This is a genomic window from Streptomyces sp. CC0208, from assembly GCF_003443735.1.
GTDB lineage: Bacteria > Actinomycetota > Actinomycetes > Streptomycetales > Streptomycetaceae > Streptomyces > Streptomyces sviceus.
Genome location: NZ_CP031969.1, coordinates 326,868 through 338,249 on the forward strand (window position 1 = coordinate 326,868; position 11,382 = coordinate 338,249).

The window sequence follows — 11,382 nt, forward strand, 5'->3', positions numbered from 1 at the left end:
AGGGCAACAAGGGAGAGTCGACATGGACGCGGCTGACTTCAGCGCGGTGCTGTCCGAGGTCCGGCGTTTCGTCCGGGACCGTGTCGTGCCGCTCGAGGCGGAGATCGACGAGAAGGACGAGATGCCCGCGGACATCCGCGAGGCGGCCAAGAAGATGGGCCTGTTCGGCTTCGCGCTGCCCGAGGAGTACGGCGGGCTGGGGCTGTCGATGTACGAGGAGGCCCAGCTGATGTTCGAGCTGGGCTACACGACCCCGTCCCTGCGCTCGATGTTCGGCACCAACAACGGCATCGCGGGTCATGTCCTCATGGTCGGCGGTACGGAGGAACAGAAGGCGGAATGGCTGCCCCGGATCGCCTCCGGTGACGTATTGGCGTCGTTCGCGCTCACCGAACCCGAGGCCGGGTCCGACCCGTCGACACTCACCACGCGCGCCCATCTGGACGGCGACGACTGGGTGATCAACGGGGCGAAGCGGTACATCACCAACGCCCCCCTCGCCGACGTCTTCATGGTCTTCGCCCGCACCGACCCCGACGCCCCACGCACCCGTGGTATCTCGACCTTCCTGGTCCCGGCCGGCACGCCGGGCCTCACCGTGGCCCCCAAGGACCACAAGATGGGCCAGTTCGGCGCCTGGACAGCGGATGTGTACTTCGACGACGTACGCGTGCCGGCCTCCGCCCTCGTCGGCGGCGACGCCGGCCTCAATCGGGGCTTCTCCACGGCGATGGGCTGCATCGCCCACGGGCGGGTGCACATCTCCGCGCTGATGGTCGGCATGGCCGAGCGCCTGGTCGACGAGTCGGTCGCCTACGCGAGCACCCGCAAGCAGTCCGGGAAGCTCATCGGCTCCTTCCAGCTCGTCCAGGGCCTGATCGCCGACTCGCAGACCGACTACTACGCCGGACGCGCCACCGTCCTGGAGGCCGCCCGCGGCTTCGACGCCGGCACGGACACCAAGATCGGCCCGTCCTGCACGAAGTACTTCGCCAGCGAGATGGTGTGGCGGGTCGCGGACCGAGCGGTGCAGGTTCACGGCGGCGCCGGCTATATGCGCGGGGTCGCCGTCGAGCGCTTCTACCGCGACGCCCGCCTGTTCCGCATCTACGAGGGCACCAGCCAGGTCCAGCAGGTCATCATCGCGAAGGCGCTGCTGGGCGAGGCGGCGCGCGGCTGAGCGGCACATGAGTGAAGGCCCCGGGAAACCGGGGCCTTCACCCATGTGTGGCGTATGTCAGATTCCGAGCCGGTCCAGCAGCCGCTCGTGATACACCGCCGGGCCGCCGAACAGAAGCTGCGAGGACTTGGCGCGTCGGAAGTACAGATGGGCCGGATGTTCCCAGGTGAAGCCGATGCCGCCGTGGACCTGGATGGTCTCCATGGCGGCGAGCATGTACGCCCGTGAACAGCAGGCGTGGGCCACGGCCGCGGCCACGGGGAAGTCCGGGGAGTCCTCGTCGGCCAGTCGGGCCGCCTCACGGGAGGCGGCTTCGGCGAGTTCCACCTGGACGAGCATGTCGGCGCACTTGTGCTTGACCGCCTGGAAGGAACCGATCGGCCGGCCGAACTGATGACGGACGCGGGCATAGTCCGCGCTCGCCTCCAGGCACCGCCGAGCCCCGCCCGCCTGTTCGGCGGCCAGCCCGACCGAGGCGATGTCGAGGACCTTGGCCATGATGCGCCCGCCGGCCCCCTGCGTCCCGACGAGCGTCGCGGGCACGGCATCGAGGGTCAGCCGGGCCATGGCCCGGGTGGCGTCCAGGGTCTGCATCGGTTCCGCCGCGAGTCCCGTGGCGTCCCGCTCCACGGCGAAGAGGGTGGGACCGGCGACGGTACGGGCCACGACGAGGATCAGGTCGGCCGTCGTACCGTCGAGGACGAAGCACTTGCGGCCGCGTACCGTCCAGCCGCCGTCACCGTCCAGCACGGCGCGTGCGGAGACCATGGCGGGGTCCCACGAGCCGTGGTCCTCGGCGACGGCGAGGGTGGCCGTGGTCCGTCCGGCCGCGATGCCGGGCAGAAGGCGCGCGCACGCGTCCCCGTCCCCCGAGGCCAGCAGGGCCTGGGCCGCCAGGAGGACGGTGGCGAAGAAGGGGGCGCAGAACAGCGTACGCCCCATCTCCTCGAGGACGACGCCGACTTCGACGAGGCCGAAGCCGTCACCGCCGTACTCCTCCGGGATCGCCAGACCCGGCAGACGCAGTTGGTCCGCCGCCTGGGACCACACCGCCGGGTCGAAGCGCGGCTCGCTCTCCATGAGCTTGCGCACCGCTTCCTCGGGCGACTTGGCCTCCAGGAACTCCCGTACGGACGCCCGCAGTTCGCGCAGTTCACTCTCGTCGGCGGTCACGACCGCACCTCCTTGGCAGCGGGGGTCGCCGGTTCCTTGGGCAGGCCGAGGACGCGTTCCGCGAGGATGTTCTTCATGATCTCCTCGGTACCGCCGAGGATGCGCAACGCCGGGGTGGCCAGGAGCAGTTCGGTCCAGGCGTACGTGCCCCACTGGCCGGTGTCGGCGATGATCCGGGGGCCGAGCACGTCGGAGACGAAGTGGGCCGCCCGGGTGAGGTTCTGGCCGTACATCAGCTTCGACACGGACATCTCGGGGCCCGGCGCGATCCCGCCGCGCAGCTTGCGCAGGGCGCGGGCATTGAGGTGTTCGGTGGCCAGGACGTCCACGAGGAGTTCGGCGAGGCGGGCGCGCAGGGCGCGGTCGTCCCAGGTCCAGGTGGCCCGCATGAGCGCCGAGAGGTGGTCCGGGGACAGGGCGGCGGCCACCGGGCCGACCCCCTCGCTGCCGACCGTCGCGCGCTCGTTCATCAGGGTGGTCAGCGCGACCGTCCAGCCGCCGTCGACCTCGCCTAGGCGGTGGTCGTCGGGGATGCGGACGTCGGTGAGGAAGACCTCGTTGAAGTCGGCGCCGCCGGTCATCTGCCGCAGCGGCCGTACCTCGACGCCGGGGGTGTCCATGGGGACCAGGAAGGCGGTGATGCCGCGGTGCTTGGGCGCGTCCGGGTTCGTCCGGGTCAGGGCGAGGCCGATCTGGCTGTGCTGGGCGACCGACGTCCACACCTTCTGCCCGTTCAGCACCCAGTCCTCGCCCTCGCGGACGGCCCGGGTGGTCACGCTCGCCAGGTCGGATCCCGCACCGGGTTCGCTGAACAGCTGGCAGGCGATGGCGTCCCCGCGGTACATCGCCGGCAGCCAGCGGTCCTTGATGTGGGGCTGGGCGTGGGCCAGGATCGTCGGCCCGATCATGCCCAGGCCGATCACACTGAGCACACCGGTGTCGGCGACGTCGTACTCCGACTCGACGGCGTCGTAAAGCAGGTCGTGGACGGGGGTCAGGCCCCGGCCCCCGTACTCCACCGGGCCGGTGATCCAGCCGAAGCCGTTCTCGTAGCGGATCCGCTGCCACTCCCGGGCCCGTTGCACGAACTCCCGTTCCTCGTCGGGCGGGAGGCTGCTGAAGTACGCCATCGAGTCGTCGCCCTCGCCCCAGGTGACGGCGGTGCGGTCAGGGGCCTTCGCCACGTGCGCGTCGAGGAAGCGGCGTGCCTCGGCGGCGAAGTCCTGCATGTCGTCGGATTCCATCGCGTTCGCTCCGCGGTCGGGGAGAGGTTCAGAGGGAGAGGTTCAGGTCGAGAGGATCGTCACCGCCGACGCGCCGGGCGCGCCGTACAGGTGGGTGTAGCCGACGCGCGGTGTGCCGGGGATCTGGCGAGCGCCCGCGGCACCGCGCAGCTGGAGGACGATCTCGTGGATCTGGCGCAGCCCGGACGCGCCGATCGGCTCGCCGTTGCCGAGGAGTCCGCCGTCGGTGTTGACCGGGAGCCGGCCGCCGATCTCGGTGGCGCCCTCGGTGATGAGGCGTTCCTGTTCGCCGTCCTTGCAGAGGCCGTTCTCGGCCATGTGGATGATCTCCGACCCGGCGTCGGTGTCCTGGAGCTGGGCGACGTCGACGTCCTCGGGACCGATGCCCGCGCTTTCGTACGCCGCCCGGGAGGCGTCCACGCTCGGGCTGTCCACGGGCTCCCCGACCGGGAAGGACGGGCTCTGTACCTCGAAGGCGCCGAGCCTGCGGCTGCGCAGGGCGGTGGAGCGGACCCGTACCGGCTTCCCCGTGTACTTGTGGGCCTGGTCGGCGCGGCACATCACGATCGCCGCGGCGCCCTCGTTCGGGCCGCAGTACATGAACTGGCGCAGGGGGTAGTTGAGGACCGGGGAGGCGAGGATCTCCTCGGGGGACAGGGGCGTCCGGCGCCAGGCCTTCTCGTTGCGGGCCGCGTTGCGGAAGTTCTTCGAGGCCACGCGGGCAAGCGTCTCGTGGGAGATGCCGTGCTCGTGCATATAGCGGTTGATCTTCATGCCGAAGAAGTGGGTGGTGAGGAAGAGCCCGGTCTGCCCGTACCAGGAGGGGATGCCGGCCACGGACGGGTCGGCGGCGAACGCGCCGCGCGGGTGCTTGTCCAGGCCGATCGCGATGGTCAGGTCGTGCTCGCCGGTCTCGATCGCGCGGGCGGCCAGCGCCACCGCCGTACCGGCCGTCGCGCAGCCGTTGAAGACACCGCGCAGGGGTACGCCGGTCAGGCCGAGCCGGCCGACGATGGCGTCCGGGTTGGCGACCTCGTAGCTGCCGATGTAACCGCCCTGGATCTGCGGCCAGTTGACACCCGCGTCGGTGAGCGCCAGCCGTACCGCGTCGGCGCCCATGTCCAGCGCGGGCTTGCCGGGGAAGCGGCCGAAGGGGTGCAGGCCCACCCCGATGATGACGGCCTCGGTCATGACGCCTCCTGTTCGGCATGGGTGGACTCTTCGACCGGGGCGAACGCGAAGGTGACGATCTCGGTGCCGTCGTCCCGCACGGTGTAGGGCACGAGCGTCAGCAGCATGGTCTGCCCGATCCGCAGCTTGTCCGGGTCGGGTTCGGTCAGGCGCGCCTCGATCAGCAGCTCGCCGGGGAGCTCGATGTACCCGACCGCGTACGGCTCGAAGGCTTCGGGGCCGTCGTACGGCGGGGACGGCGGGCGGAAGTTCTGGGTCGTGTACGTCCACAGCGTGCCGCGGTCCGCCAGGAGCCGTTCCTTCGACTCGTCGCTCGCGCACCGGACACAGGTCGCGGCGGCCGGGAAGCTCACCAGGCCGCACACCCTGCACTCGGAGCCGATCAGCCGGAGGGGGGCGGCGGCGGGCGGCCAGGTGAACAGGCCCTCGGCGACGGGGCGTTGTGTCGTCGTCATCTCAGGCCCCGTTCCGGTTGCCCAGCACGTCGGCGTTCGGCGCTGCCTTGGCCACCAGGTTCGGGACGACGGAGGACAGCTCCTCCGGCGTCCAGCGGGTGTCCGCACCCGCGGTGGGGCCGTTGCCCCAGCCCTCCAGGACCGTGATCCGGTTGCCGACGACGCCGAACACCCGGCCGGTGACCTCGCGGGAGGCGGCCGACCCCAGCCACACCACCAGCGGTGAGATGGCCTCGGGGGTCAGGTCCTGAATCTCTGCCGCCTGCTTCATCATTTCGATGTCCTCGGTCAGCCGGGTCAGCGCGGTGGGCGCGATGGCGTTCACCGTCACGCCGTAGCGGGCGAGTTCGGCGGCGGCGATGAGGGTGAGGCTGGCGATGCCGGCCTTGGCGGAGCCGTAGTTGGACTGGCCGGGGTTGCCGAAGATGCCGGACGGGGAGGTCGTGTTGATCACCCGGGCGTCGTTGTCGTGACCGGACTTGCCGCGTTCGCGCCAGTACGCCGCCGCGTGGTGCAGGGTGGCGAAGCTGCCCTTGAGGTGGACGGCGATCACACTGTCCCAGTCCCGCTCGGTCATCGACACGATCATCCGGTCGCGCAGGATGCCGGCGTTGTTGACCAGTACGTCAAGGCCGCCGTAGGTGGCGACGGCCTGCTGGACGAGCCGGCCGGCGCCCTCCCAGGTGGAGATGTCATCCGTGTTGGCCACCGCCTCGCCACCGGCCGCGACGATCTCCTCGACCACGCTCTGGGCGGGCCCTGCGGAGGCGCCCCCGCCGTCCCGTCCGCCGCCCAGGTCGTTGACGACGACCTTCGCCCCGTGCGCGGCGAACGCCAGGGCGTGCGCCCGGCCGATCCCGTTGCCGGCGCCGGTGACGACCGCGATCCGGCCTTCGACCACTCCTTCAGACATGCTCAATTCCTCCATCGGAAAGGTCAGTTGGCCTCGGCGAGCAAGACTCGCGGGTCGTCGCTGCCGCAGCCGCACCGGCCCGCGACGACGCGTCCGGTGATGCCGAGCGGTGTCTCGGGCAGGGGTGAGGTGCGCCCCTCCCCCGCCGCCACGGTCAGCTGTCCGTCCCGCTCGCCGAACCGCCATTCGGCGGCGTTGACATGTGCGCCGCTGCGCTCGGGGCACTCCAGGGCGAGAGCCGGTCCCACTGCCGAGATCACGGAGGCGGTCACCCCCACTGCGCGCAGGAGGGGTATCGCGGCGGGCCGGGCCAGCACGACCGGCGTGGACCGGAACATCTCGCCGATGTCGGCCGAGCCTGCGAGCCCTTCCAGGGTCTCCGCCGAGAGGCCGATCACCGCGTGCGGGGTCAGTTCGCGGTGGAAGACCGCGGTGCGGCGGTGGTCCCAGCCCATTGCCTCGGCGATGCCGTACGGCACCTTCAGCGTGCGCAGGGCGCCGATCACCGCACGTCCCCAGAAGCCCTCGAAGCCGGAGGCGGTCAGCAGGGCCCGCTGCCCGGCGGCGAGACCGTGCTCCCGCAGCCGTGCGGTGGCCCACTCGGTGTCGCGGGCGAGTTCCGCCCAGGTCAGCTCCAGGTCCCGCATGCCGTCGGCGGTGGGGAAGCGCAGGAGATAGGCGAGTTCGGGGCGGTCGAGCGTCCTGGCACGAGCCAGGGTGTCGGCGCGGGCCATCAGGTCTTCACCACCCGGGGGAACTTGGCGACGCTGGTCATGGTCTTCAACAGGTCCTCCTCGGTGCGCATGTCGAGCACCGGCTTGACTCCGGTCCGCTCGCGCACGGCCTCGCTCAGGCGTCCGGCCAGGGCGTCGACGTCGCCGGTGAGGTGGGGGTCGTAGCCGACGCGCAGCCGCAGTTCGTCCACCTCGCGCCGGTCCCGGACGATCTGGAAGACGCCCGCGACGGTCTCCGGCTGGTCCTCCACCGCCTGCCAGACGTCCCGCAGGACGACGGAGCGACCCTGGACCACCGTCTCGTCGCCGCGCCGCCCGGCCACCCACATACGGGCGTGGGTTCGGCCGCAGCCGCAGGTATCGCGGGAGAGGCGGACGAGGTCCTCGCTGCGGTAGCGGATCAGTGGCGCGGCCCGGTTGTCCAGGTCGGTGGCGACCAGTTCGCCCAGGTCGCTCTCGGGGACGTCGCGCCAACCGTGCTCGTCGACCTCGACGCACTCGGCGAAGACGGTGTCCTCCCAGAGGTGGAAGCCGTCGTGCTCGCGGCACTCCCACGCGGTGCCGGTGTCGGCGGCGCTGGTGTACTCGTAGACGTCGATGCCCCAGTCGTCGCGGATCCGCTCGCGCATCTTCCGGCTGAGGGGCTGACCGGCGCAGGAGGCGCCCTTGAGGGAGGAGAAGGCCTCCCTCAGGTCGGTCTTCTCGGCCAGGTGCTCCAGCTCCACCATCTGCGGATACATCATCTGCAGGTAGGCGGGGCGGTAGGTGCGCAGGGCCTCGACGACCTCGGGCATGTTGCCCATCCAGGTGTCGACCTCGATGACCACCGCGCCCAGCGCCTGGAAGCCGGCGTCCATGAAGTTGCGGAAGGTGCCGGGCGGGCTCAGGACCCGGTCGCCGGGCCTGAGGCCCAGCTCCCACAGGTCCCGTACCTGTGCGGTCACCAGGGGCGGGGCGTCCTGCCAGATCTCGGCGAAGAACTCCGGGTCGCCGGTGGTTCCGGAACTGGAGGAGACCGAGGTCAGCTCCTGGACCGGTACGCAGAGCAGGCCGGCGAAGGGGTCGCCGGTGCGACTGCGGTAGGCGCGGATCATGTCCTTGGTGATGAAGGGGATGCGTGCCCGGAAGTCCTCCAGGGACTGGATGTCACGCGGGTGGACCCCGTGCTCGTCCCACAGCTCCCGATAGAAGGCCGAGTTGGCGTAGGCGTACTCCACGAGCTCCAGGAGCTGCTTCTCCTGCCGCGCGCGCAGTTCCTGGCGCGGCATGGTCTCCACCTGGGGCTCGAAGTACCTGTCAGCGGTGTCCCTGTCACCGACCATGGCGCCTCCTCGCGGCTCAGTGCCCAGATCTTCCAGCTATCAGCGCAATCAGTCAACCAATTCGACGGATTGAACACGGGACTCGCGCTCCGTCGATCTATATAGTTAACTATTAGAACTCATTGAACCACAGGAGGGCTGTCGTGAAGATCGTTGTCTGCGTGAAGCACGTGCCCGACGCCACGGCGGACCGCACCTTCACCGAGGCGGGCACCACCGACCGGGCGTCGGTCGACTCGCTGCTGTCCGAACTCGACGAGTACGCCGTCGAGCAGGCGCTGCGCCTTGCCGAGTCTGACGCCGACGCCGAGATCAGCTATCTCACCGTCGGCCCCGGCGACGCGCGCGACGCCCTGCGCAAGGCCCTGGCCATGGGCGGTGACGCGGCGATCCATGTCAGCGACGAGGACATCGAGGGCAGTGACGCGTTCGGCACGTCACTGGTGCTGGCCAAGGCGATCGAGCGGCACGGCTTCGATCTCGTGCTGTGCGGGATGGCCTCGACGGACGGCACCATGGGTGTGCTGCCCGCACTGCTGGCCGAGCGGCTCGGCGTCCCGGCCGTCACCCACCTCGAAGACCTGGCGATCGAGGACGGAACCGTCACCGGCCGCCGCGAGAGCGACGGCGCCACCGTACGGATCCAGGGCGCCCTGCCGGCCGTCGTCTCGGTGACCGACCGCTCCGGGGACGCCCGTTACCCCTCCTTCAAGGGGATCATGGCTGCGAAGAAGAAGCCGGTGGAGACCCTCGGCCTCCCCGACCTCGGGATCGAGGCCGCCGAGGTCGGTCCGGCCGGGGCGCGGTCGGCCGTGGACACCGCGACCCGGCGCCCGCCGCGCACCAAGGGCGAGATCGTCGCCGACGAGGGGACCGGCGGCATCGCACTGGCCGCGTTCCTCACCACCAAGAAGTTCATCTGACCGCGACCCGCCCTGACCTACCCGCCTGCCCGCCTGCCCGCCTGCCCGCCTGCCTGCCCGCCTGCCTGCCTGCCTGAAGGAGTTGCATCACCGTGGCCGAGATCCTCGTCCTCGTCGACCACGTCGACGGTGCCGTACGCAAGCCGACCCTCGAACTGCTCACTCTGGCCCGCCGCCTGGGCGAACCCTCGGCCGTCTTCCTGGGGCCGGGCGCGGACCGCGCGTCCGAGGTTCTGGGCCGGTACGGCGCCCAGAAAATCCATGTCGTGGACGCCCCCGAGGTCGACGGCTACCTCGTCACCCCAGCCGTGGACGCCCTCACGCAGATCGCCGAGCGCACCGGCCCCGCCGCGATCCTGCTGCCGTCCGGGCCGGACGGCAAGGAGATCGCCGCGAGGGTCGCGCTGCGGCTCGGCTCCGGACTCATCACCGACGCCGTCGATGTCACCGCAGGACCCGACGGGCCGGTGACCGAGCAGTCGGCGTTCGCCGCGACCTACCAGGTCACCGCACACGTCACCCAGGGCGTGCCGGTGATCACGGTCAAGCCGAACGCCACCGCCCCCGAGGTCGCCCCCGCCGAACCCGTCACAGAGAAGCCGGACGTCACCTTCGGCCCGGCCTCGCAGGCCGTGCGGATCCTGTCCCGCACACCGCGGGAGCGCGGCGACCGGCCCGAGCTGACCGAGGCCGACCTCGTGGTCTCCGGCGGGCGCGGGGTGAACGGCGCCGAGAACTTCGCCCTCATCGAACGGGTCGCCGACGCGCTCGGCGCGGCCGTCGGGGCGTCGCGCGCGGCCGTGGACGCGGGCTGGTACCCGCACAGCCACCAGGTCGGCCAGACAGGCACCCAGGTCTCGCCGCAGCTCTACCTCGCGGCCGGCATCTCCGGGGCGATCCAGCACCGGGCGGGCATGCAGACGTCCAAGACCATCGTGGCCGTCAACAAGGACGCCGACGCACCGATCTTCGAGCTCGCCGACCACGGCGTGGTCGGCGACCTGTTCGCGGTGCTGCCGCAGCTGGTGGACGAGATCGAGCGGCGCCGGAGCTGATCTTTCACGGACCGGCCTTCCCTTCAGCCATCCATACAACTAAAATCGCTAACTGATTGCATCCATTGATGCGTGCAGCCTTGGCCCGAAGGAGTGTCATGACGAAGATCTGGGTCAACTCGGGTGACTCCCATGTGATGGAGCCCGCCGACGTGTGGACCGCTCGGTTGTCCGCGCGGCTGGGCGCGCGGGCGCCACGCAGCGAGCGCGGCGAGAAGTACGAGATGCTCTACATCGACGGCGAGCGCATCGACCGCCAGCTCGGCGACTTCATGGACGCCATGCGTCCGCCGGGCGCCTGGGACCTGAAGGTCCGCCTCAAGGACCTCGACCAGGAGGGTGTGTGGTCCCAACTGGCCTTCCCCTCCATGGGGTTCTGGCTGGTGTCGATCACCGACCGGGAGCTGGCCAGGGAGACCGTACGGGCCTGGAACGATTGGGCCCACGAGGAGATCCTCAGCAAGAACAAGCGGGTCATCACCACCGCCTGCGTCTCGACGGCCGACATCGACGACGCGGTCGCCGAGGTGGAGCGGGTGGCGGAGCTGGGCTTCAAGGCCATCTTCCTGCCGTGTTCGACACGACCCGGCGAGGAATACGCCCTGGACCGCTGGGAGCCGTTGTGGACCGCGGTCGAGCGGGCGGGCCTGGTGCTCGGCTTCCACATCGGCACCGGCGCGCAGAACGTCGTCTTCCGCGGACCCGGCGGCGCGGTCGTCAACTACATGGAGACGACCTACCCGGGCATGCGCGTGGTGTCCCACATGGTCGCGGGCGGCGCCCTGGACCGTCACCCGGACCTGAGGATCCTCATCGCCGAGGGCGGGGCGGGCTGGGTGCCGGCCATCGGCGACCGGATGGACGAGGCTTACCGCCAGCACGGCATGTTCGTCCGGCCGAAGCTGAGCCGGCTGCCCAGCGAGATCATCCGGCAGCAGGTGTACGCCTCCTTCCAGCACGACAAGAGCTCGGTGGAGATCGTCGAGTCGACCGGCTACCGCAACGTGATGTGGGGCGACGACTACCCCCACCTGGAAGGCACCTACGGCCACACCCAGTCCACGCTGCACGACCTGTTCGACGGCGTGTCCGACGACATCCGCGAGCGCGTCACACGCGGCACCTTCAACGAGCTGTTCGGCCTGCCGGACCAGACTCCCCAGGAGGCGGCCGTCTGAGCGGCGTCGACGGC

The 11,382-nt window shown here is 70.6% G+C and carries 11 protein-coding genes; 4 read left to right on the top strand and 7 right to left on the bottom strand.

What is annotated here, in order from left to right; all coding sequences use genetic code 11:
* Positions 1-22 precede the first annotated feature (22 nt).
* Positions 23-1,180, top strand: coding sequence for an acyl-CoA dehydrogenase family protein (locus D1369_RS01525; protein WP_007386909.1), 1,158 nt, complete (start codon positions 23-25; stop codon positions 1,178-1,180).
* A gap of 57 nt (positions 1,181-1,237) precedes the next feature.
* Here the strand turns inward: D1369_RS01525 and D1369_RS01530 are convergent, their stop codons facing one another.
* The 7 genes from D1369_RS01530 to D1369_RS01560 are packed head-to-tail and all read right to left on the bottom strand — an operon-like array spanning position 1,238 to position 8,212.
* Complete coding sequence (locus tag D1369_RS01530) at positions 1,238-2,353, bottom strand: acyl-CoA dehydrogenase family protein (protein WP_118082205.1); 1,116 nt, start codon at positions 2,351-2,353, stop codon at positions 1,238-1,240.
* Positions 2,350-3,597 carry an acyl-CoA dehydrogenase family protein gene (locus D1369_RS01535; protein WP_118082206.1) on the bottom strand — a complete coding sequence of 416 codons (1,248 nt, stop codon included), beginning with the start codon at positions 3,595-3,597 and terminating at the stop codon, positions 2,350-2,352. Before D1369_RS01535 ends, D1369_RS01530 begins: the two co-directional genes overlap by 4 nt.
* A gap of 42 nt (positions 3,598-3,639) precedes the next feature.
* The gene (locus D1369_RS01540) at positions 3,640-4,788 is read right to left on the bottom strand and encodes a thiolase family protein (protein ID WP_007386906.1); all 1,149 of its coding nucleotides are present in this window, start codon (positions 4,786-4,788) and stop codon (positions 3,640-3,642) included.
* Positions 4,785-5,243, bottom strand: a complete 459-nt coding sequence (locus D1369_RS01545) for an OB-fold domain-containing protein (protein ID WP_007386905.1) — start codon at positions 5,241-5,243, stop codon at positions 4,785-4,787. Before D1369_RS01545 ends, D1369_RS01540 begins: the two co-directional genes overlap by 4 nt.
* 1 nt (position 5,244) lies before the next feature.
* A complete protein-coding gene (locus D1369_RS01550) occupies positions 5,245-6,156 on the bottom strand; it encodes an SDR family oxidoreductase (RefSeq protein WP_007386904.1) in 912 nt (303 codons plus the stop codon).
* A gap of 23 nt (positions 6,157-6,179) precedes the next feature.
* Positions 6,180-6,890 (bottom strand): hypothetical protein, encoded by a 711-nt coding sequence (locus tag D1369_RS01555; RefSeq protein ID WP_007386903.1) that lies wholly within the window; start codon positions 6,888-6,890, stop codon positions 6,180-6,182.
* On the bottom strand, positions 6,890-8,212 hold the full coding sequence (locus tag D1369_RS01560; RefSeq protein ID WP_007386902.1) for a phenylacetate--CoA ligase family protein: 1,323 nt from the start codon (positions 8,210-8,212) through the stop codon (positions 6,890-6,892). Before D1369_RS01560 ends, D1369_RS01555 begins: the two co-directional genes overlap by 1 nt.
* 161 nt (positions 8,213-8,373) lie before the next feature.
* On the opposite strand from D1369_RS01560, the gene D1369_RS01565 reads away from it, so the two are divergent.
* The 3 genes from D1369_RS01565 to D1369_RS01575 all read left to right on the top strand — a co-directional run bounded on the left by D1369_RS01565 (position 8,374) and on the right by D1369_RS01575 (position 11,368).
* On the top strand, positions 8,374-9,135 hold the full coding sequence (locus D1369_RS01565) for an electron transfer flavoprotein subunit beta/FixA family protein (protein ID WP_037904049.1): 762 nt from the start codon (positions 8,374-8,376) through the stop codon (positions 9,133-9,135).
* 92 nt (positions 9,136-9,227) lie between these two features.
* A complete protein-coding gene (locus D1369_RS01570) occupies positions 9,228-10,190 on the top strand; it encodes an electron transfer flavoprotein subunit alpha/FixB family protein (protein WP_007386900.1) in 963 nt (320 codons plus the stop codon).
* Positions 10,191-10,288: 98 nt separating this feature from the next.
* The gene (locus D1369_RS01575) at positions 10,289-11,368 is read left to right on the top strand and encodes an amidohydrolase family protein (protein WP_037902520.1); all 1,080 of its coding nucleotides are present in this window, start codon (positions 10,289-10,291) and stop codon (positions 11,366-11,368) included.
* The last annotated feature ends 14 nt before the right edge of the window (positions 11,369-11,382 follow it).

Bases quoted from the DNA above. Each gene is read 5' to 3' on its own strand.
- D1369_RS01540 (WP_007386906.1), bottom strand. From the start codon at position 4,788: ATGACCGAGGCCGTCATCATCGGGGTGGGCCTGCACCCCTTCGGCCGC.
- D1369_RS01545 (WP_007386905.1), bottom strand. From the start codon at position 5,243: ATGACGACGACACAACGCCCCGTCGCCGAGGGCCTGTTCACCTGGCCG.
- D1369_RS01525 (WP_007386909.1), top strand. From the start codon at position 23: ATGGACGCGGCTGACTTCAGCGCGGTGCTGTCCGAGGTCCGGCGTTTC.
- D1369_RS01550 (WP_007386904.1), bottom strand. From the start codon at position 6,156: ATGTCTGAAGGAGTGGTCGAAGGCCGGATCGCGGTCGTCACCGGCGCC.
- D1369_RS01555 (WP_007386903.1), bottom strand. From the start codon at position 6,890: ATGGCCCGCGCCGACACCCTGGCTCGTGCCAGGACGCTCGACCGCCCC.
- D1369_RS01535 (WP_118082206.1), bottom strand. From the start codon at position 3,597: ATGGAATCCGACGACATGCAGGACTTCGCCGCCGAGGCACGCCGCTTC.
- D1369_RS01560 (WP_007386902.1), bottom strand. From the start codon at position 8,212: ATGGTCGGTGACAGGGACACCGCTGACAGGTACTTCGAGCCCCAGGTG.
- D1369_RS01575 (WP_037902520.1), top strand. From the start codon at position 10,289: ATGACGAAGATCTGGGTCAACTCGGGTGACTCCCATGTGATGGAGCCC.